Below are 20,522 nucleotides of genomic sequence, written 5' to 3' on the forward strand. Positions count from 1 at the left end.
CAAAAGTATCGTAAGACGGACGAGGCCCGGATGTCCGCATCCGTTGATCACGCGGACATCGCGCGCTTCGTCCCGCTACTCCCCGCCGGCGGCGATCCCACTAGGGCTTGGTTGCAGCTTGCCGCGCACCTCCGCGGATGACGCTTCGCCGTCCATCGCCTCCGGCCGCAATGCCTCCAGCGGACGCTTGCGGGTCTCGATGCCGAGCACCGCGACCGCGATCGCCTGCACCACCAGGAGCCCGGCTACCACAGAGACGACGCCGGTGACGCCGAACCTTGTGAACAGCTCGACCACGATGAACGGCGTCACGATCGACATCAGGCGACCGGCGGTGTTGCAGATGCCGGAGCCGCGCATCCTGAGCTCGGTCGGGAACAGTTCGGGGATGTAGAGCCCCCAGGCCAGCGCCAGCATCACCGCCACCGTGAAGACCAGGAGGAAGCCGATCACGACGAAGGCGACGGGGTTGATGAACATCGGATAGATCAGTCCGAGCCCGGCAGCCGCGAGCGACAGCACGATCAGCGACGGCTTGCGGTCGATCTTCTCGCCGATCCACATTCCCGACAGCGTGCCGAGCGGGCTGCCGAGCGTCATCAGCATGGTGTAGCCGAGCGATGACGACAGGTTGATGCCCTGCTTGACGAAGAAGGTCGGGATCCAGGCGATGAAGCCGTAGACCGCGGTGTTGAGCCCGATCAGGATCAGGCAGCCGACGATGGTCCGCGCGATCAGTGCGCGCGAGAACAGGCGCGTGAAGCGAACGTCCGGCTGCACCGGGGCCGGCTGATAGGCCGGGGTCGCCAGGGTCCGGCCCTTGCCGACCTCCTGCTCGATCGCCGTCAGCACGGCCTCCGCCTCGGCGCTCTTGCCCTGCGTCTCGAGCCAGCGCGGCGATTCCGGCAGCGAGCGCCGCAGGAACCAGACGATCATCGCGCCGACGCCGCACAGCGCGAACATCCAGCGCCAGCCGAGATGCGGAATGACGACCCAGCCGACCAGGGTCGCGACGAACAACGCACCATTGGTGCAGGTCGCGAGCGCCGCGCCCCAGCGGCCGCGCTGCTGCGGCGGGATGAATTCGCTGAGCACGACATAGCCGACGACGATCTCGGCGCCGAGCCCGAGGCCCATCACGAAGCGGGCCCCGATCAGCCAGTTCATCGACGGCGCGAGCGTTGCCGCCAGCGCGCTGAGGCCGAAGATCAGGAGATTGGCCTGGTAAGCGAACTTACGGCCAAAGCGGTCGCCGGCGACGCCCGCCAGCCAGGCGCCGATCAGCATCCCGACAAAGGTCGCCGAGATGAAGCGCGCATTCTGGGCGAGGTCCGAATAGCCGGACTGAACCAGTGCGCCGAGAATGCTGCCGGCGAGGAAGATCTCGAAGCCGTCGACGAACAGCCCGGCTCCGATCAGCGCGAATATCCGGTAGTGAAATCCGGCGATCGGCAATCTGTCGAGCCGGCCCCCCGCGTTAACGCCCTTGGTCACTTCAGCCTCCCTGATTTTGATTTTGTTTTGATCGTTGTCTGCGCCGGCGTTCTGTCCCGGCGTCATCCGGTCGAGACGCGCGCCTCCTCGTCGGCCACGCCGGCATGCACGGCCTGCGGCCGCGGCAGGCCGAGATTCTCGCGCAAGGTGTCGCCCTGATACTCGCGCTGGAACAGGCCGCGGCGTTGCAGCTCGGGCACGACGAGGCGCACGAAGTCCTGGTAGGTCCCGGGCACATGGGTGGCCGCCACGACAAAGCCGTCGCAGCCGCCTTCGCAGAACCAGCGCTCCATCTGATCGGCGACCGCCTTGGGCGAACCGACGAAGGTCGGCAGTTCGGCGAGCGTTCCCCTGCCGCTGAACTGCACGAAATCGCGCGGCGTCGGATTGGGCTTGCCGCAGAGATTCATCACGCGCTCGCGGATCGCCTGCAGCCCGCTGATCGAAGCCAGCTCATCCGACGTGAACGGCTCGTCCATCGGCTTGGCCGCGAAATCGTAGTTCAACACCTCCGACAACAGCGTCAGCGCATCGATCGGCTTGGCGAGCCGGTTGATCGCCGCGAACTTGTCCTCGGCCTCGGCCTGAGTCTCGGCGACGACAGGATAGACCGCCGGCGCGATGCTGATGTCCCTGCCCGTCTTGGCCAGCGTCCCCTTCAAGTCGGCATACTGCTTCTTCGCGATGTCGAGATTGGGATAGATCACGAAGATCAATTCGCCCCAACGCGCCGCGAAGGTCTTGCCGCGGCCGCTCTGGCCGGCCTGAATGATCACCGGATGGCCCTGCGGCGAGCGCGGCACCGTGAACGGGCCGCGCGAGCGGAAGAACTGCCCGTGATGGTCGAGCCGGTGCACCTTGGCCGGGTCGGCAAACAGCCCGCTCTCGCGGTCGAAGCTGACCGCGCCGTCCTCCCAGCTGTTCCAGTGGCCGAGCACGACCTCCATGAACTCGTCCGCGCGGTCGTAGCGCAAATCGTGGCTGAGATGCTGCGAGGCGCCGAAATTCGCCGCCTCGGAGTCGTTCAGCGAAGTCACCACGTTCCAGGCGGCGCGGCCGTTCAGCAGCAGGTCCATCGTCGCGAACACCCGCGCGACGTGGAACGGCTCGTAATAGGTGGTCGAATAGGTCACGCCGATGCCGAGCCGCTCGGTCGCCAATCCCATCGTGAGCGCAACCGAGACCGGATCGAGCTTCGCCGCGCGCACGCCGTGGCGGATGGTCTCGCGAAAATCGTCGCCGAAGCGATCGGGGATCGCGAGCCGGTCGTCGAAGAAGGCGAGATGGAACTTGCCATGCTCCAGCGTGCGGCCGATCTCCTGATAATAGTCGCGCGAGAACCAGTTCGGCTTCGAGTCCGGATGGCGCCAGGAGGCAGGATAGTTCGAGCAATTCTGGGCCTGCAGGAAGCCGATCAATTTCATCTGCCTGGTCATGGCGTGGTCCCTTCGTGGCCGCCGGAGAATTGCTTCATGTCAGATCACCCCGTCGTTGCGCAGCGCGACGAGCGCCGCCGCCGTTGCGCCCGCGAGCGAGGTCAGGACTTCGTCGGTGTGCGCGCCGAGCGCGACGCCGGCGTGCCGGAACTGCGGCGGCGTGCGCGACATCTTGGGGATCGCGCTCGGCACCGCGATCGGCCCGGCGCGCGAGGGCACCTCGGCGATGTTGCCGCGCACGCGGTATTGCGGGTCGGCGAAGATGTCACTGATGCTGTAGATCGGCCCGCAAGGCACGTCGTAGCGCTCGCACTCGGCAAGCGCCGTCTCCAGCGGCATGGAGCCGATCCAGTTGGCGACCATCCCGTTGACCTCCTCGCGCCGCGCCAGGCGGCCGGCCATGGCCGCATAGCGCGGGTCGGTCGCGAGATCCGGCCGCCGCATCGCCTGCGCCAGGCGCTCGAACATCTTGTCGCTCGAACAGGCCAGCGCCACCCATTTACCGTCGGCGGTCTGGTAATGGCTGTGCGGCACGACATTGACCGTGTCGGCACCGAGGCGTTCGCGGACGAAGCCGGTCTTGGCGAACACGGTCGCCATCTCGTCGAGCAGCCGAAACACCGATTCATAGAGCCCGATATCGACCACCTGCCCGTGTCCGGTGGCTTCGGCATGGCGCAGCGCCAGCAGCACGCCGAGCGCGCCCCATAGCCCGGAAATGTAATCGGCGAGCGAGGTCGATCCCGGCATCACCGGTTGGCGTCCCGCCTCGCCGGCAAGATAAGCGAGCCCGCTGAAGCCGTGCGCGATCCGGGCGAAGCCCGGCTTGTCGCGCAGCGGGCCGTCCTGCCCATAGGCGCTGATGCGTAGCATCACGAGTTTTGGGTTGATCTCGCGCAGCGCCTCGAAGCCGAGCCCCCATTTCTCCAGCGTGCCCGGCCGGAAATTCTCCAGCACCACGTCGGATTGGCGGACCAGCTCGCGAAACAGCGCGGCGCCACGCTCGCTGCGCAGGTCGAGCGTCACCGACTTCTTGTTGCGGGCTTCGCTGAGCCAGACATAGGTGTCGCCGCAGTCGCTCGGAGTGCCGAACCGGCGCAAGGGATCGCCTGTGCCCGGCTGCTCGATCTTGATCACCTCGGCGCCGAAATCGGACAGCACCGTCCCGCAGAACGGCGCCGCCACGAAGGTCGCGATGTCGAGCACGCGAATTCCGGACAGCGGTGGCTCATGCGACATCGCGCGCTCCTTGCCTGCCCGCCGCCTGAATTGCGTCATGGCGGTCGATGATCGCCTGCGCGCGCTTGAGCACCGCAAGATCGATCAACACGCCGTCCTGCCCGAAGGCACCGTCGCCGCCGGCGCTGGCGGACTGGATCTTGGCCGTGATCTCGCGCGCCCAGCCGATCTCGCGTGCGGTCGGCGAGAACACCTCGTTGGCGGTCTCGAGCTGCGAGGGATGGATCGCCCATTTGCCCTCGAAGCCGAGCGCGGCCGCCCGCGCCGCACTGGCGCGAAAGCCTGCGGCATCGCCGAAATTGGCATAGGGGCCGTCGATGGCACGCAGGCCGTGGGCGCGGCAGGCATTGGCGATGCGGGCGAGCGCGAAGTGCCACTGGTCGTTCCAGTGTATCCGGCGCGCGCCGCCCTCGTCCGCATCGGTGAGCACGGCATAGCGCGGATCGGAGGCGCCGATGATCTCGCCGCAGGTACGCAGGTCGATCGAGTAATCGCCGATGCCGAAGATGACCGCTTCCAGCCGTTCCGACGCCTGCACGATGTCCTCGACATTGGCGAGTCCAAGCGTGGTCTCGATCAGGATCTCGATGCCCAGCGGCCTTGCGCGCGGGAACTCGCGCTCGAGCCCCGCCAGCAGCGCGTCGACGAAACGGACGTCGAACGCGGTGCCGACCTTCGGCACCATGACGAGGTCGAGGCGCGGCGCGCGGCTGACGATCTCGATGATGTCGCGATGCGCCCATTCGGTGTCGAGGCCATTGATGCGCACCGCCAGCGTCTTGTTGCCCCAGTCGATCCGGTTCAGCGCCTCGATCGCGATCTCGCGCGCCTCGGGCTTTCGCGGCGGCGCAACCGCGTCCTCCAGATCCAGGAAGATGAAATCGGCCGCGCTACTCGCTGCGCGTTCGAAGAAATGGGTCGAGGTCGCGGGAACCGCGAGTTCGGAACGCTGGACGCGGCGCGTGCGCGGCTTGGTGACGGTGAAGGACATTGGAGCATCTTTTCTGCATCGCGCCGCAGGATCGTCTCCCGCGGCCAACAACAATCATGCTAGATGTCCGACACTGATCTTTCTAACGAGATTATCTTAAGAACTGTTCAGTTCTTCGGAACAATCGCCTGCAGGGCAAAACGATGTCGCAGATCAATTTCAAGCTGCTGCACATGTTCATCGCGGTCGCCGAGAACAAGAGCTTTCGCCAGGCCTCCGAGCACCTCAACCGCTCGCAATCCGCGGTCAGCATGCAGATCAAGCTGCTGGAGGATCAGGTCGGCGCCGCGCTGTTTCATCGCACCACGCGACGCGTCGAGCTGACCGCGGAGGGACTGCAACTGCTGACGCATGCGCGGCGCGCGCTCGGCGAATGGGAGAACGGCCTGCGCGAGATCCGTGAGGTCATCGACATCCAGCGCGGCACGCTGTCGCTGGCCTGCGTCCCGACCATTGCCGCGACCATCCTGCCGCAGGCGCTGCACGCCTTCCAGGCGAGCTATCCCGGCGTCAACATCAATCTGCGCGAGCTTGCGGCCGAGGACATGCTGGACTGCCTGCGCCGGCGCGAGGCGGATTTCGGCATCGGGCCGGAGACGGACGGCTCGACCGAGTTTCAGTTCGCGCCGCTGTTCAACGACCCGATCTATGCGCTGGCGACAAGAGCGTTTCCGTTTCGCAAGCGCAGCGCTGTCGACCTAACCGAACTGTCCGCCTATCCGATCCTGCTCAACTCAAAATCGGCGGCGCTGCGCTCGATGCTGGAGCGCGCGCTCGCCACGCGCAATCTGCAGATGAAGATCAAGTTCGAGGTCGAGCACAGCTACACGCTGGCCGCGCTGGCCGGCGCCGGTCTCGGCGTCGGCATCCTGCCGAAGGTCGCCTTGCCGCGGCCGGTCAGGAAGACGATGCAGGCGCTACCGATCGTCAATCCGACGCTGGAGCGCACCGTCTGCATCGTCTCGTTGCGCGGACAATCGTTCTCGCCGGCTGCCGGCGCGGCGCGCTGACATCAGTGATTCACAAATTCCTCAAGCCGCGCCCTTAGGTCCGCCGGGCCAACCCGCAGAACGCGCCACCAAAATAGATCAGCGGCGTCTCCCCCTCACGCGGATGCATCGCGCGGACCGCCCCGACGAAGATCGAATGCGTGTCGTGCGCATGCTCGTCGATCAGCTCGCAGTCGAGCCCGATCAGCGCATCCTTAAGGATCGGCGCGCCCGTGGCCAGCGACAGCCAGCCGTCGGCGTCGGAAAAGCGATCGTCCCGCTCAATGCCGCGGCGGCCGGCGAACACATTGGCCAGCTCGGCCTGGTCGGCGTGCAGCATGTTGACGCCGAACGCGGCGGTGCGCCGGATCAGGCCATGCGCGCTCGCCGAGCGGTTGACGCAGGCGATCAGCCGCGGCGGCGTGTCCGACAGCGAACAGACCGACGTCGCCGTCATCCCCGTTCTGTCGCCCGGGCCGCCCGCCGACAGGATCGTCACCGCACCGGCGTGGTGGCGCATCGCCGCGCGATAGGACGCGGGGTCGACGCTCCCGTGAGCCGGGGCGGCGTTACGTGAGGCGGTCGAAAGCAGGCTGGTCGGCGCGTTCATCTGACTGTTCCGGGCGAGAGGCGACGGTTTTGAATCGTATAGGCCAGCTCGACCGATCGCAGAAACGCAAATATCTAACCAGTTGTTCAGATCATCCGATCAATGCCGTCAGGCGTGTGCAGGCCGCCGAGCCGCGGCAGCGCCTGATCGAATGCCGCGCGATGCACGCGCGCGGCGGCATCCATGTCGGCCAGCGCGAGCCGCCTAATACTCAATCCCGAACTCGTCATAGAGGCGGCGGAACACGGCGGGCAGCACTTCGGTGAGATCTTCCGCGATCAGGCCGGGGCCCGCCTCGCTCGCGCTCTCGCCGTGCATCCAGACGCCGATGCTGGCGGCCTCGAAGGCCGCGACGCCCTGCGCCAGGAAACCCGCGATGATGCCCGACAGCACGTCGCCGGCGCCGGCGGTGGCGAGCCAGGGCGGCGCATTGGCGGCGACGGTGGCGCGGCCGTCGGGAGACGCGATCACCGTGTCGGCGCCTTTCAGCAGCACCACCGCGCCGGAGCGCTCGGCCGCCGCGCGCACGCGCTCGAGCTTGGAGCGGCCGGGATGCTTGTTGGAAATATCGCTGAACAGCCGCGGAAACTCGCCCTCATGCGGCGTCAGTACCACCTGCTGACCGGCGCTTGCCTTGATCGCCTCGAACAGCCGGTCCGGCGCGCCGGCAAAGCTGGTCAGCGCGTCGGCGTCGAGCACCAGATGCCGCTGCGCCGACAGCGCGGTGTGGACGAAGTCACGGGTCCGCGCGCTGACCCCGGCGCCCGGACCGATCACGCAGGCATTGAGGCGCTTGTCGCCAAGCAGCTCGGCGAACTGGATCGGGTTGTCGACCGCGCGCACCATCACCGCGGTCAGCGCCGCGGCATTGACGGCAAGCGCATCACGCGGCGAGGCCAGCGTCACGAGGCCGGCGCCGGCGCGCAGCGCCGCTCGCGCGGCGAGCCGTGCCGCCCCGGTCGAGGCGAGATCGCCCGACACCACGACGGCGTGCCCCCGCGCGTATTTGTGGCCGTCGATCCGCGGCACCGGAAACGACCATCGCCAGGCCTCCGGCGCATTCTCGGCGGTGAGCGGCTTGATCTCGTCGAGCACCTGCGCGGCGATGCCGATGTCGGCAACACGCACCCGGCCGCAGTACATCCGGCCCGGCAGCAACAGATGCGCGGGCTTCTTGCGGAAGAAGGTGACGGTCTCGGTGGCCTGCACGGCCGCGCCCATCACCGCGCCCGATGTGCCGTTGATGCCGCTCGGCAGGTCGACCGCCAGCACCGGCGTACCGTTGGCATTGATCGCCGCGATCATCTCCAGCGGATCGCCCTTTACCGGCCGGTTGAGGCCGGCACCGAACAGCGCGTCGACGATCAGCGCCGGCTTGCCGAGCGCCTGCGGGTTGAACGGCAGCACCGGATATTTCCAGCCCTTCGCCGCCAGCGCCGCGTCGCCCTGCAGGCTGTCGCGCTCGCAGAGCAGGATCACCGAGACCTCGCGGCCGCGCGCGGCAAGCTCGGCGGCGGCGACAAAGCCGTCGCCGCCATTGTTGCCGCGGCCGGCGACCACCACGATCGGCCCCTCCTCGACCAGGTCCATCGCGGCTTCCGCGACGGCCTGGCCGGCGCTCATCATCAGCGCGAAGCCTGGCGTTCCGGCTGCGATGGTCAGCCGGTCGGCGCGTTCCATCTCGGTCGTCGTCAGAACGTCCATGCCGAATCCTCAATCGCTTCGCCTTTTCGAGAGGCAATTCCTGTGACGTTCGCGGGGTTTCTACTGGCCGACTGCATACGGATTGATCTATTTGCCTATTTGTTGGGCTTGGATATCATAGCCCATGTGGTTCGATATCAGCCGATTGCCTGTTAAAAGGCTGATAACATTCCGAAATCGGGGACCTTAACAACTTGGCATAGACCCTGCTTTTGAGGAAGCCGCGCGCAAGGCCGCTTCATGCGACCATTGCGCGTGTTTCCGGCCACCGGCCGGAAGCCTTAAGACCAACCAGACTGCGCCCCACGCGCATCGAACTCGACCCTGCAATCTGCAATGCCCGGGAGGCGCTCAGTGAAGAAGATTGAAGCCATCATCAAGCCCTTCAAGCTCGACGAGGTGAAAGAAGCGCTCCAGGAAGTCGGACTGCAAGGCATCACCGTCACCGAGGCCAAGGGATTTGGCCGCCAGAAGGGCCATGCCGAACTCTATCGCGGTGCGGAATACATCGTCGACTTCCTGCCCAAGGTGAAGATCGAGATCGTGATCGGCGACGACCTGGTCGAGAAGGCGATCGACGCGATCCGCCGCGCGGCGCAGACCGGGCGGATCGGCGACGGCAAGATCTTCGTCTCCAACATCGAGGAAGCCATCCGCATCCGGACCGGCGAATCCGGGCTGGACGCTATTTAAGGGCGGTGCTATCCGGATTTTCTGACGGCAAAAGAGAAAAAAGGCTGCTTCGGCAGCCTGATTTCGTTTGTGTAGTCACACGAACTCGCCAAAAGCGGGAATAACGTCGCTCTCCGCTGGAAACCGACCCGCACATCCATAAGGGGTATTCATGAAGACCGCCAAAGACGTCCTGAAATCGATCAAGGACAACGACGTCAAATACGTCGACCTGCGCTTCACCGATCCGCGCGGCAAGTGGCAGCACGTCACCTTCGACGTCAGCATGATCGACGATGACATCTTCGCCGAGGGAACGATGTTCGACGGCTCGTCGATCGCCGGCTGGAAGGCGATCAATGAATCCGACATGTGCCTGATGCCCGACCCGGTCACCGCGACGATCGACCCGTTCTTCGCCGAGACCACCATGGTCATCACGTGCGACGTGCTCGAGCCGACCACCGGCGAGCCCTACAACCGCGACCCCCGCGGCATCGCCAAGAAGGCCGAGGCGATGGTGAAGTCGATGGGCGTGGGCGACACCGTGTTCGTCGGCCCCGAGGCCGAGTTCTTCGTGTTCGACGACGTGCGCTATTCGGCCGAGCCCTACAACACCGGCTTCCGCCTCGACTCCTCCGAGCTGCCGATCAACTCGGCGACCGAATATGAGGGCGGCAACCTCGGTCACCGCATCCGCACCAAGGCCGGCTACTTCCCGGTGCCGCCGCAGGACTCGGTGCAGGACATGCGCTCGGAGATGCTCGGCGCGATGGCCAAGATGGGCGTCAAGGTCGAAAAGCATCACCACGAGGTGGCCTCGGCCCAGCACGAGCTCGGCATGAAGTTCGACACCCTGACGCTGATGGCCGACCATATGCAGATCTACAAGTACTGCATCCACCAGGTCGCCCACATCTACGGCAAGACCGCTACCTTCATGCCGAAGCCGGTCTATGGCGACAACGGCTCGGGCATGCATGTGCATCAGTCCATCTGGAAGGACGGCAAGCCGACCTTCGCCGGCAACAAATACGCCGACCTGTCGGAGACCTGCCTGCACTACATCGGCGGCGTCATCAAGCACGCCAAGGCGATCAACGCCTTCACCAACCCGTCGACCAACTCCTACAAGCGTCTGGTGCCGGGCTATGAAGCCCCCGTGCTGCTCGCCTATTCCGCGCGCAACCGCTCGGCGGCCTGCCGCATCCCCTACACCGCGAACCCGAAGGCCAAGCGCGTCGAGGTGCGTTTCCCCGACCCGATGGCCAACCCCTATCTCGGCTTCGCCGCGATGCTGATGGCCGGTCTTGACGGCATCAAGAACAAGATCGATCCGGGTCCGGCGATGGACAAGGACCTCTACGATCTGCCGAAGGAAGAGCTGAAGCAGATCCCGACCGTCTGCGGCTCGCTGCGCGAGGCGCTCGAGAGCCTCGACAAGGACCGCGCGTTCCTCAAGAACGGCGGCGTGTTCGACGACGACTTCATCGACGCCTATATCGAACTGAAGATGACCGAGGTCGCGCGTTTCGAAATGACCCCGCACCCGGTGGAATTCGAGATGTACTACTCGCTGTAAATCTTACGGCACCGACGACATGCGAAAGGCGCTTCCACCGGAAGCGCCTTTTGTTTTTGGGTGAGAACGGTGCGTAGGATGGGTAGAGCGAAGCGAAACCCATCGCACCGGTGCAAGCCTTGAGATGATGGGTTTCGCTTCGCTCCACCCATCCTACGCAGGGCAGTTACACCTTCGCCTTGGCGAGCCGCCGTCCGCCGGCGTCGAGCGCGCCGAATTTGCCCGCGATCATGTCGGGCGTCGGGATCATCCCGCCGAGCGACCAGCTCGCCGGCTCACCCTCCTCGATCTTGACCCAGACGTTGCGGCGGAAGTCCGGGTTACCTGCCCCTCGATCTCGACCATGAGGTCGGTGACGCGCTCCAGCAGCGCCTGCTTCTGCGCGACATCGAAGATGCCGCGGACGGTGGAAATGGTGACGTAAGGCATGGTCTCTCTCCATTGCTGAGGGTGTGACAACGCAGCGAAGATGGACCGGCACGGCACTATCAGGCAGTGGCCGATCGGACAGAGATCGGGCAATATCTGCCACCGCCCGATTGCGCTGATCGGCTAGCATGACGGCAAATTCCGGAGGTCCCATGAAGCTTGCGATCCTCGCGCTGGAAGGCTGCATGCAATCGGCGGTCGCCGGCATCGCCGACATCCTCACCCTCGCCAACCATGTGATGCAGCTGCGCGGCGGCAAGGCGCGCTTCAGCTGGCAGACGCTCTCGCTCGACGGCAAGGCGGTGCGCGCCGGCGGCGGCAAGTTGCTCGCCGTCGATGGCGCGGTGGGCAGGCGGACGGCGTGCGACGCGATCATCGTGCCGGGCAGCCTGGTCGATCATCTCACCGCCGAGCGCCTGCAACCGCAATATGACCGTGCCGGCGCCTGGCTGCGCCGGCAGCATGCCAGCGGCCGGTTGATCGGCGCGTTCTGCAGCGGCGTGCTGCTGCTCGCCAATGCCGGCCTGCTCGACGGCCGCCGCGCCACCATCACCTGGTGGCTGCAGAGCGAACTGCATCGACGCCATCCCAAGGTCGATCTCGCCGGTGATGCCGTGATAACGCAGGCCGATCGCCTGGTCTGCGCCGCCGGCCCGATGTCGTGGGTCGATCTGTTGCTGCGGCTGATCGAACTCGTCGAAGGCGCGGAGGTCGCAAAAGTCTGCGCCGACTATGCGGTGATCGACACCGCGCAGCGCACCCAGGCGATCTTCATGCCGCTCGGCTACATGCTCGGCCAGGATCCGCTGCTGATCAAGGCGGACATGCTGGTGCGCCGCACCGGCAAGGCCCCGATCACGGTGCGCGGCCTCGCACACGCGCTCGGCCTCAGCGAACGCACGCTGAACCGCCGCTTCCGCGAACTGACCCACGAGCCGCCGCAGGCCTTCATCATGCGCCGCCGCGTCGAGCACGCCCGCACGCTATTGGAAACAACGGCGCAGCCGATCAAGGCGATCGCCCGCGCCACCGGCTATGAGGACGAGAGCAGCTTTCGAAAAGCCTTCCGCAAGCTCACGCTGACGTCGCCGCAGGCCTATCGCGCGCAGCGATCGATGCGCGCGGCCTGATCGCAGGAAGCCCGGAAGACTACGGTCAGCAACGCTGACGAACCTGATGACGTGATGCGAACCGCACACAAGGTTGTGTTTCCGGGATCGACAACGCCTGGGCTCGGGTGTTCACTGCCGGCAAGGACCCGAAAGCGGCTTCCGATAAAACACACATTCATTTTTCTGCATGGGGAGAAACGAGATGTCTTTCGTCGCTCGACGAATGGCGGCGCTTTCGACCGCCATCACCATTCTCGCTGTCTGTGCTGGCAGCGCATTCGCCCAGAAGAAATACGACACCGGCGCAACCGATAACGAAATCAAGATCGGCAACATCATGCCCTATAGCGGGCCGGCATCCGCCTACGGCACCAGCGGCCGGGCCCAGGCGGCCTATTTCCGCAAGATCAACGCCGAGGGCGGCATCAATGGCCGCAAGATCAACTTCATCTCCTATGACGACAGCTACAGTCCGCCGAAGACGGTCGAGCAGGCGCGCAAGCTGGTCGAAGGCGACGAGGTCCTGCTGATCTTCGCCTCTCTCGGCACGGCATCCAACGGCGCGATCCAGAAATACATGAACGTGAAGAAGGTGCCGCAGCTGTTCATTCAGACCGGTGCCACCAAGTGGAACGATCCGCAAAGCTTCCCATGGACCATGGGCTGGCAGCCCAGCTATCAGAGCGAGGGACGGATCTACGCCAAGCACATCCTGAAGGAAAAGCCGGGCGGCAGGATCGCGGTCCTCTACCAGAACGACGATTATGGAAAGGACTATCTCAAGGGCCTGAAGGACGGCCTCGGCGACAAGGCGGCGTCGATGATCGTGATCGAGGATGCGTATGAGGTGGCCGAGCCGACGATCGACACGCACATCGTCAAGATGAAATCGATGAATGCCGACGTATTCGTCGACATCGCCACACCGAAATTCGCGGCGCAGGCCATCAAGAAGGCGGCCGAGATCGGCTGGAAACCGCTGCACATCCTCAACTCGGTAGGTTCCTCGCTCGGCGCCGTGATCCAGCCTGCCGGCTTCGAGAACGCACAAGGCATCATCTCGGTGGCCTACCTGATGGATCCGCTCGATCCGCAATGGAAGGACGATCCCGGCATGAAGGCGTTCGACGAATATCTCTCCAAATATTTCCCCGAAGGCAATCGGGCCGACAGCCTGATTATGACAGGGTACAATGCGGCTCAGACGCTGGTTCAGGTGCTTAAGCAGTGCGGCGACGATCTCACGCGCGCCAACGTCATGAAGCAGGCCGCCAACCTGAAGGCCTTCCGCACCACCAACCTGCTGCCCGGCATCACAATGAACACCAGCACGATCGATTTCGCGCCGATCAAGCAGATGCAGCTCAGACGACTCAAGGGCGAGCGATGGGAGCTGTTCGGGCCGATGCTCAGCGCGGAAGTGGGAGGTTAGCCGACCGCAGCCCCTCACTGCGCCGCCCGGCGGTCCGAGCGTTATCCGCGTCATTGCGAGGAGCTCGCGACAAAATTGCAAAGCAATTTTGCGCTGAAGCGACGAAGCAATCCATCTCTCCGCGTATCCGGAAAGATGGATTGCTTCGCTTCGCTCGCAATGACGCTAGTAGCCTTGGATCTGTAGGATGGGTAGAGCGCAGCGAAACCCATCATCTCGCCCCCTGCACAAGCGATGGGTTTCGCTTCGCTCTACCCATCCTACGGAGCTTGACCTACACCCGGAACAGCTTCGCGTACCTCGCCTTGATCTCCTCCGACTGCACCTGCACCTGGGCCGGATCGGCCTTGAGCATTTTCAGTTTGTCGAGCGGCACGTGACCGGCCTTCTCCTTCACCTTGGCGTGGAACGAGCGGTGCGCGAATTCGTCAGCCAACATCTGCTGGGTCTCGGCGCTGAAAAAATAGCTCTGGAACAGCCGCGCCGCATTCGGGTTCGGCGCGTTCTTGAAGATGCCGCTCGGGACGATGATCAGCGGCGCGCCCTCGGCGGGATAGACCACCTCGACCGGCTTGCCCTGATCCTTGGCCAGCACGAGGTTATAGTCGTTGCCGTCGGCCATCACCGCACGCTCGCCGAGCAGGATCTTCTTCGGCGGATCGGCCGCCGACTGCACCTGCATCACGCGCTGTTGCGAAAGCTTCTCCAAATACGGCCAGCCGAGGTCGCGCGCCAGCACGAAGGTCGCGGTCATGATCGCGCCGGAATAGCTCGGGTGGCCCTTGACGATCTTGCCGCGCCACTTGGGATCGAGCAGGTCGGCGTAGCTCTTCGGCGCCTCCTCGCGCTTCACCTGCTCGGTGTTGTAGCCGATTACCTCGAACCAGGCGCAGGATGTCGCCGAGGTGCCGTCGGGATCGATCTGGTCGGCCGGAAAATGCCTGGCGACGTCCTCCGGCACATAGGCCGCGAGCCAGTCGTTCTTCTTCCAGTCGAGGTAATGCGCGGGATCTGTGGAATTGGCGACGTCGACGGCGTTGATGCCGCTGCCCTGCTCCTGTGCGATGCGCTGGAAGATACGCTCCGCGCCCGAGCGCTCGACGCGGACGCTGATCCCGGGATATTTCTGCTCGAAGTCACGCGCGAGACGCTCGGCCGTGTTCAGCTCCAGCGCGCTGTAGAACGAGATCTTGCCTTCCTTCTTGGCGGCTGCGATCAGCTCCGGCGTCACGGCTTCCGCCGGCGGCGCCGCCGCGCGCAGCGGCTCCGCGAATACCATGCCGGCGGCGGTGGCCGCCGTCACCTTGAGCCAGTCGCGCCTCGACCATTTGCGGTCCTGCATTCCATACTCCCTGAAATCGGGCCGTTGACCGGCCGCGCCTTTGTCGCGGGAGCTTAGCGCGTAGGATGGGTAGAGCGAAGCGAAACCCATCAAATAGCGGCCGCATCAGGGATGATGGGTTTCGCGCAGTTTATCATCGGGCCGCGCTTGCGGACCCGTTGGCATCCAGGTCACGCCGCGGCTACGTCTTCGCGGGCGGATTCTCGCGCAGGAAGCGTTCGAGATCGGGCTGCACGGAATAAGGCTGCGGAACCGGATCGCCCTGAAAGTCGACCTGAAGATCAAGGCAGCGCCGCAGCATCCGCGCCAGCTCGCCGCGCCGATAGGGCTTGGTCAGCAGCGGAATGCCGTGGCCGCCACGCCCCTGCTGCGCGGGCAGCACGCCGTCGCTGTAGCCCGAGGTGAACAGCACCCGCAGTGCCGGGCGCCCGGCCATCAGCGTCTCCGCCAATTGCCGGCCGTTCATGCTGCCGGGCATCACGATATCGGTGAACAGAAGGTCGAACGCGGTGCCGCGTTTGACGATCTCGAGCGCGGCGTCCGCGTTCGCCGCAACCAGAACGTGGTAGCCGAGGCTTTCGAGCTGGCCCGTGACATAGTCCCGGATCGTAGGATCGTCCTCGACGCACAGGATCGTCTCGTCGCCGCCCCTGACGGGCAGATCGTCCTCCTCCGCCGCGCGCTGTGCGGTGCCGTCGGCCTTCGGCAGATAGATCCTGAAGATGGTGCCGCGCCCCTGCTCGCTCTTGACCTCGATACCGCCGCCGCTTTGCTTGACGAAGCCGAACACCATGCTGAGCCCAAGCCCGGCGCCCTGCCCGACCTCCTTGGTGGAAAAGAACGGATCGAAGATCTTCTCTAGATGCGTCGGCGAAATGCCGGTGCCGGTATCGGTCACCTCGATCACGAGATGATCGCCGGCGCGCTCGACGCCGCACGCCACGGCGTCGGGAATCCCGAGCTGGATGTTGCGGGTCGCAAAGGTCAGCGTGCCGCCGTCAGGCATGGCATCGCGCGCATTGATGGCGAGATTGACCAGCGCGGCACCAAGCTGGCTGCGGTCGACGAAGGCGAGCCAGGCGTTGCGGCCGAGCTCCGTCCTGATCTCGGTCTGCGAGCCGAGCGTCTGCGACAGCAGCCGGACCACCTCGCCGACCAGGTCGTTGACGTCGGTCTCGCCGGGCTGCAGCGGTTGCTTGCGCGCGAATGCCAGGAGGCTCGAGGTGAGCTGCGCGCCGCGATCGGCGGCATCGCTGATCAGCTTGGCGATTGCGGCGAGTTGCGGGTTGTCCTTGACGCCGTCGGCGAGGATCTCGATCGTGCCGGTGATCACGGTCAGCATGTTGTTGAAGTCGTGCGCGATGCCGCCGGTCAGCCGCCCCAGCGATTCCGACTTCTGCGCCTGGATCAACTGCTCCTCGGCGATCCGGCGCTGGCTGACGTCCCTGACAAAGGAATTGATGATCCAGCCGTCACCGCGGCGCAGCGCGTTGAGGGACACCTCGACATAGAACCGGTGACCGTCGCGGTGCAGGCACGCCGTTTCATAGCGCATGCCCATGCCGCCGGCCGCGGTCTCCTGCAGGAAGCGGGTGATCCGCTGCCGGTGCGCGAGGCGCAGCTCCTCCGGAAACACCAGTTCGACCACCCGATAACCGACCGCCTCGGAGCGCGTCCAGCCGGTCAGCGCCTCGGCCTGCGGGCTCCAGTCGAGAATGACGCCGTCCTGGTCGGTCTGGACGAAGGCGTCGAGCGCGGTCCTGACGATGGCCTGCGCCATCTGCTCGCTCTCGACAAGCGCCTGGTGGGCCCGCCGCTGCGCGGTGACGTCGTGCAGCACGGCGACCGCGCCCCGCAGATTGCCGGTATCGTCGCGCAGCGGCCGCGCGTTGACGACAAGGAAGACGGCCGGTTGCGGCGGTTGCGGTTTGACGATCAGCTCGAAATCGTCGACGTCATCGCCGCGCAGCGCACGCGCCATCGGCGTGTCCGGGATCGGCATCACGGTGGTGCCGTCGGCATAATAGTTCTGGAAGGTGCGAACGCCGGTCAGGGTATCAAAACCGGGTTCGACACTGTACAGCCGTCGCGCCGCGGCGTTGACGATCACGATCATCCCGTGCTCGTCGGCGACCACCACCGGATCGCGGATGCTCTCGACGGTCTTCTCCAGCAGGTGCTGCCTGCTGCCCAGCTGCGCCGACAATTCGGCAAGCGTCGCCGCGAGCTGAGCGGTCTCGCCGTCATCGCTTGAGCCGAGCGAGACCTGCTGGCCGCGCGACAACGCCTCCGCCGCCCGCACCAGCTGGGCGGGCGTCCTGGACAGCGATCTCGCAATCACCTCAGCCGTCATCAATACCACCGCAACCGCGCCACCCGCGAGCAGAACGCCCGGCCAGGTCACGCCATGGATGAAGCCCAGCGCGAGCAGGAGCGCGGCGACGGGAAACAACATCCCCATCGCCAGACGGCCCAACAAATTCATCCCGACCAACCCCTCGTGTCGGCTGCACCCGAAAATGGAAAAGGAAAAGCAGTATTCGGAAAGGGTCGTCGGCGCCGGAGCAAATATCCCTGTTGCTTAGCCGAGTCCGGCGCCGCAATCCGCCACTTTCGTATCCGTATTAGTACGGAGGAAGGCCGATTCCGGCGCACGCGCAATACCGGAAGAATAGCTGCGACCTGTCGACCAGCGGTACATCTCGCCGGCAGCACAACTCAACATACCGAGAATTTGCAGGAGGGCCCCGGAGTACATGTTTTGGCGCCGTGGTCAGCCGTCGGCCGAACGCGCCAGGCGGGATGCCGACATGGTCGCTCGCCAAACATGGACCACTCCCGCGTTTCAGGGTCCAGCCCAGCCCTCGCCGGCGCTTGGCGACGCTCTCAACGCCGACTTACGACACCTCGAAGTAACGTGCCTCGGCTGCGAGACGCATCGTGAGGCGGCCGAACAGGACCTCGATCCACGAGCTCGAGCGCCCCGTGGCAAGCGGTGTTCCCGATTGCGGACGAACAATATCTCGGCCAAAATCGTCGGGACAATTCAGGAAGGATGAGCTTACAAAAAGAGAGACGATGTGACGTGCAGGCCGCATCCTCATCCCTCGTAGGCTTAAGCTGCAAATACCGATCTGGGTCCCGTTGAATGTTAGCGCGCCGAAGAGCGGATCTGCTCTCAAGGCGGGTGACCTTGCATTTGCTACGGAGCACAAAATGGATTCCATGCTGAATGACAGGGTCGCGGAAGGGCGGCTCGTGAGCTTGGAAGAGCAGCTTTCGAACCTCGCGCGCGAAGCAGGAGTCAGCCCTTCCGGCCCGCCGACCGGCAAGAAAGCGTTTCACACGCCGCTAGAAGCGGTTCATCGATTGGCGGATTGGCGCCACCTGGCCATTGTCGGTTCCGTGCTGGCAGCATGCATTGGTGGCGCTGCTTGGTGGTGGTCGTCACCCAGCGATACGGCGATGGTGGCCTCCCCTGGCCACTCCTCACCTCCTGCGCAAACCCCGCCGAAGGACGCCGCGCCGAAAGACGTTGCGCCAACTGCCGCCGCACTTTCTTCCGACTTGGCGCAGCAGCTTCAACCGATGGCGCGCGATCTCGCTGCCTTGAGGCAAGCGGTCGAACAGCTTGAGGTGAGGCAAGAACAATTGGTCCGCGACCATAAAAATGTCGCAAGCCAACTCGAGGCGAGCCAAGCAGAAATGGCACGCAGCAAAGATATCATCGACCAGATCAAGGCGACCCAGGATCAGATGGCTCGCGAAAGCGAGACGGTCACCGAGCGGCTCAACGCAAGCCAGGACCAGCTGGCCGGTGTCATTGCCAACGCCGCAGAGCCGAAGGTAAGCCCCGAACAGCCAACGGTAGCCCCGGAAATACCACTGCCGCGTCCGCGGCCGTCGACCGATGTTGCCCAGGCGCGCAAACCGGCGCCAACCCCGACGCGGCCGCACGCCACCAGCAAACCGCAACCGCCGGCATGGCCATGGTCAGTGCGCTAATGCCGTGACGTGCTGCTTCCTGCGTGCCGTCGACGCGGCAACGGCCGATACCTGCACTTTGCGATCAACGAAGCAACACGAAGAGGCCGCTGGCGCTGGTCAGCGGCCTCTTGAACCTGATCTTAAATGAACGTCTTGGTGGTAAAATCTTTGCCTCAGGTCCGCCTTTATTAAACGGGGAATTTGCCACACAGTGAAGTCCCAACAGGTGCGATGCTCAACGGAACTCTTGTGACGTTGCGGGGACAACACACTTTGCGTTCGTGACGTCCTGAGTTCTAGGAACGATCTACTCGCCTGCCGCTCGGCTCCCATCGATTGGCCAAGGAAAGCCCCGCGTCTTTCATGGCTTCCCGAACCGAGGTTCGACAAACCGACCCGACGGACAGGCGACGCCACACCTTTGGTGTCGTCCCTGCGAAGGTGTTCGGTCCCGTGTGATTGGCGAGGGCCTGGATTGGCGCCAGGTAGCCGAGGCATTTGAGGCGGGTCCGATTGTAGTCGTGGACGAACTTGGCGATGAAGGCGTCGCGGTCGGCGTGGTTGACAAAGGTACGGCGCGCGCTGCCCCGTTTGTGTTCGCGGCCGATGGCTTCAGCGATGCGCCGGTTGAAGCGTTCGACGAGGCCGTTGGTTTGCGGGTGGTAGGGCTTGGTCAGGCGATGCTCGATTGCGCGCTGCTTGCAGAGCCGATCAAAGGGGTGGTCGCCGGAAGGCTTCCCGACCGGTTTGTTCTTCTTGTCGACGGCGAAGCGGTCGGTGAACTCGGCTCCGTTGTCGGTCAGGATGGTGTGAACACCGTGCGGAAAGTCGGCCAGGAAGCGTTCGAGGAAGCCGGTCGCGGTCGTTCCGTCTCGCCTGGAATGGATCTCGACGAAGACGTATCGGGTGGCGCGATCGATCGCGACAAAGGCATAACTGGTGCGGCGTTGCAGCGCGGGCAGATACTTCACGTCGATATGAATGAAGCCGATGCTGGCGCTTTCGAAGACGCCGGCCCTGGGCTTGTCAGGCTTGGCAAGCCGGCTGATGCCGTTGCGCTGCAGGCAGCGGTGGATCGCGCTGCGGGACAGCTTGGCATTGATGCACCGCTGCATCACCTCGACGATATCGTCCAGCGGCAGCTGCAGCGATGTCCGCAGCTCACACACCGCCCGTTCCTCAAGGGCGGACAGGCTGGTCGTGAGGTGCTTCGGCCGATGCGAGCGATCCTCGACCGTGCTGCGACCGCGCCAGCGATAGATTGTGGTCTCGCTGACCCCCAGCTCGGCCGCCAATTGGGCGACCGACTTCCTGCTGCGCTGGATGTAGGCACGCGTCTTCGGTGTCGTCGTGGCGTTCGCATGCAGGCTCAGTTCCATGACGCGAAGCGCTCCATGATAAAAGCCACGCCTCGTTCTACACCGATTCCATCCAACCAATCAGCAGGGACCAAACACGAAGGCAGGGACCCATAACCACCGACGGTCCTTGTTGAGCAGTGCC

Annotated in this window: 17 protein-coding genes; 6 read left to right on the plus strand and 11 right to left on the minus strand. The window is 64.8% G+C overall.

Annotation, left to right across the window (positions count from 1 at the left end):
• Positions 1-75: 75 nt before the first annotated feature.
• From ACVIHF_RS16780 to ACVIHF_RS16795, 4 genes are all read right to left on the minus strand, one after another.
• Positions 76-1,494: an MFS transporter gene (locus tag ACVIHF_RS16780; RefSeq protein WP_456780444.1), complete on the minus strand. Its 1,419-nt coding sequence runs from the start codon at positions 1,492-1,494 to the stop codon at positions 76-78.
• A gap of 62 nt (positions 1,495-1,556) precedes the next feature.
• The gene (locus ACVIHF_RS16785; RefSeq protein WP_456792318.1) at positions 1,557-2,930 is read right to left on the minus strand and encodes an LLM class flavin-dependent oxidoreductase; all 1,374 of its coding nucleotides are present in this window, start codon (positions 2,928-2,930) and stop codon (positions 1,557-1,559) included.
• A 39-nt stretch (positions 2,931-2,969) separates the two neighbouring features.
• A complete protein-coding gene (locus ACVIHF_RS16790) occupies positions 2,970-4,169 on the minus strand; it encodes a CaiB/BaiF CoA transferase family protein (RefSeq protein ID WP_456792319.1) in 1,200 nt (399 codons plus the stop codon).
• Entirely contained in the window at positions 4,159-5,160 is a 1,002-nt protein-coding gene (locus ACVIHF_RS16795; RefSeq protein WP_456792320.1) for an HpcH/HpaI aldolase/citrate lyase family protein, read from the minus strand. Before ACVIHF_RS16795 ends, ACVIHF_RS16790 begins: the two co-directional genes overlap by 11 nt.
• Before the next feature lie 143 nt (positions 5,161-5,303).
• Here ACVIHF_RS16795 and ACVIHF_RS16800 point away from each other — a divergent pair, with 143 nt between their 5' ends.
• A complete protein-coding gene (locus tag ACVIHF_RS16800; protein ID WP_456792321.1) occupies positions 5,304-6,170 on the plus strand; it encodes a LysR family transcriptional regulator in 867 nt (288 codons plus the stop codon).
• Positions 6,171-6,204: 34 nt separating this feature from the next.
• On the opposite strand, the gene ACVIHF_RS16805 is transcribed toward ACVIHF_RS16800, so the two are convergent.
• From ACVIHF_RS16805 to ACVIHF_RS16815, 3 genes are all read right to left on the minus strand, one after another.
• The gene (locus tag ACVIHF_RS16805; RefSeq protein ID WP_456792322.1) at positions 6,205-6,759 is read right to left on the minus strand and encodes a flavin reductase family protein; all 555 of its coding nucleotides are present in this window, start codon (positions 6,757-6,759) and stop codon (positions 6,205-6,207) included.
• Between the two features lie 86 nt (positions 6,760-6,845).
• Entirely contained in the window at positions 6,846-6,974 is a 129-nt protein-coding gene (locus ACVIHF_RS16810) for a hypothetical protein (RefSeq protein ID WP_376708658.1), read from the minus strand.
• Entirely contained in the window at positions 6,964-8,463 is a 1,500-nt protein-coding gene (locus ACVIHF_RS16815; protein WP_456792323.1) for an NAD(P)H-hydrate dehydratase, read from the minus strand. Before ACVIHF_RS16815 ends, ACVIHF_RS16810 begins: the two co-directional genes overlap by 11 nt.
• A gap of 354 nt (positions 8,464-8,817) precedes the next feature.
• Between ACVIHF_RS16815 and ACVIHF_RS16820 the strand changes: the two genes are divergently transcribed.
• Both ACVIHF_RS16820 and glnA read left to right on the plus strand, forming a co-directional pair.
• Positions 8,818-9,156 (plus strand): P-II family nitrogen regulator, encoded by a 339-nt coding sequence (locus tag ACVIHF_RS16820; RefSeq protein WP_011441447.1) that lies wholly within the window; start codon positions 8,818-8,820, stop codon positions 9,154-9,156.
• Between the two features lie 151 nt (positions 9,157-9,307).
• Positions 9,308-10,717, plus strand: coding sequence for a type I glutamate--ammonia ligase (gene glnA, locus ACVIHF_RS16825; RefSeq protein ID WP_028333940.1), 1,410 nt, complete (start codon positions 9,308-9,310; stop codon positions 10,715-10,717).
• 246 nt (positions 10,718-10,963) lie between these two features.
• On the opposite strand, the gene ACVIHF_RS16830 is transcribed toward glnA, so the two are convergent.
• Entirely contained in the window at positions 10,964-11,146 is a 183-nt protein-coding gene (locus ACVIHF_RS16830; RefSeq protein ID WP_456792324.1) for a tautomerase family protein, read from the minus strand.
• Between the two features lie 152 nt (positions 11,147-11,298).
• Between ACVIHF_RS16830 and ACVIHF_RS16835 the strand changes: the two genes are divergently transcribed.
• Both ACVIHF_RS16835 and ACVIHF_RS16840 read left to right on the plus strand, forming a co-directional pair.
• Positions 11,299-12,276 carry a GlxA family transcriptional regulator gene (locus ACVIHF_RS16835; protein ID WP_456792325.1) on the plus strand — a complete coding sequence of 326 codons (978 nt, stop codon included), beginning with the start codon at positions 11,299-11,301 and terminating at the stop codon, positions 12,274-12,276.
• Positions 12,277-12,460: 184 nt separating this feature from the next.
• Positions 12,461-13,690 (plus strand): ABC transporter substrate-binding protein, encoded by a 1,230-nt coding sequence (locus tag ACVIHF_RS16840; RefSeq protein WP_456792326.1) that lies wholly within the window; start codon positions 12,461-12,463, stop codon positions 13,688-13,690.
• A gap of 274 nt (positions 13,691-13,964) precedes the next feature.
• On the opposite strand, the gene ACVIHF_RS16845 is transcribed toward ACVIHF_RS16840, so the two are convergent.
• Positions 13,965-15,032, minus strand: a complete 1,068-nt coding sequence (locus ACVIHF_RS16845; protein WP_076825313.1) for an ABC transporter substrate-binding protein — start codon at positions 15,030-15,032, stop codon at positions 13,965-13,967.
• Positions 15,033-15,213: 181 nt separating this feature from the next.
• Entirely contained in the window at positions 15,214-17,487 is a 2,274-nt protein-coding gene (locus ACVIHF_RS16850) for a PAS domain S-box protein (RefSeq protein ID WP_456792327.1), read from the minus strand.
• 761 nt (positions 17,488-18,248) lie between these two features.
• Here ACVIHF_RS16850 and ACVIHF_RS16855 point away from each other — a divergent pair.
• Positions 18,249-19,037, plus strand: coding sequence for a hypothetical protein (locus ACVIHF_RS16855; protein ID WP_456792328.1), 789 nt, complete (start codon positions 18,249-18,251; stop codon positions 19,035-19,037).
• 278 nt (positions 19,038-19,315) lie between these two features.
• On the opposite strand, the gene ACVIHF_RS16860 is transcribed toward ACVIHF_RS16855, so the two are convergent.
• Positions 19,316-20,458, minus strand: a complete 1,143-nt coding sequence (locus ACVIHF_RS16860; protein WP_456792329.1) for an IS481 family transposase — start codon at positions 20,456-20,458, stop codon at positions 19,316-19,318.
• Positions 20,459-20,522: the final 64 nt, after the last annotated feature.

The organism is Bradyrhizobium sp. USDA 4506, from assembly GCF_054058795.1.

What these genes read in the sequence shown, in the direction of transcription:
- ACVIHF_RS16815 (WP_456792323.1), bottom strand. Translation starts at nt 8,463, where the DNA reads ATGGACGTTCTGACGACGACCGAGATGGAACGCGCCGACCGGCTGACC.
- glnA (WP_028333940.1), top strand. Translation starts at nt 9,308, where the DNA reads ATGAAGACCGCCAAAGACGTCCTGAAATCGATCAAGGACAACGACGTC.
- ACVIHF_RS16835 (WP_456792325.1), top strand. Translation starts at nt 11,299, where the DNA reads ATGAAGCTTGCGATCCTCGCGCTGGAAGGCTGCATGCAATCGGCGGTC.
- ACVIHF_RS16855 (WP_456792328.1), top strand. Translation starts at nt 18,249, where the DNA reads ATGGATTCCATGCTGAATGACAGGGTCGCGGAAGGGCGGCTCGTGAGC.
- ACVIHF_RS16790 (WP_456792319.1), bottom strand. Translation starts at nt 4,169, where the DNA reads ATGTCGCATGAGCCACCGCTGTCCGGAATTCGCGTGCTCGACATCGCG.
- ACVIHF_RS16805 (WP_456792322.1), bottom strand. Translation starts at nt 6,759, where the DNA reads ATGAACGCGCCGACCAGCCTGCTTTCGACCGCCTCACGTAACGCCGCC.
- ACVIHF_RS16795 (WP_456792320.1), bottom strand. Translation starts at nt 5,160, where the DNA reads ATGTCCTTCACCGTCACCAAGCCGCGCACGCGCCGCGTCCAGCGTTCC.
- ACVIHF_RS16840 (WP_456792326.1), top strand. Translation starts at nt 12,461, where the DNA reads ATGTCTTTCGTCGCTCGACGAATGGCGGCGCTTTCGACCGCCATCACC.
- ACVIHF_RS16845 (WP_076825313.1), bottom strand. Translation starts at nt 15,032, where the DNA reads ATGCAGGACCGCAAATGGTCGAGGCGCGACTGGCTCAAGGTGACGGCG.
- ACVIHF_RS16800 (WP_456792321.1), top strand. Translation starts at nt 5,304, where the DNA reads ATGTCGCAGATCAATTTCAAGCTGCTGCACATGTTCATCGCGGTCGCC.
- ACVIHF_RS16785 (WP_456792318.1), bottom strand. Translation starts at nt 2,930, where the DNA reads ATGACCAGGCAGATGAAATTGATCGGCTTCCTGCAGGCCCAGAATTGC.
- ACVIHF_RS16830 (WP_456792324.1), bottom strand. Translation starts at nt 11,146, where the DNA reads ATGCCTTACGTCACCATTTCCACCGTCCGCGGCATCTTCGATGTCGCG.
- ACVIHF_RS16850 (WP_456792327.1), bottom strand. Translation starts at nt 17,487, where the DNA reads ATGTTGTTTCCCGTCGCCGCGCTCCTGCTCGCGCTGGGCTTCATCCAT.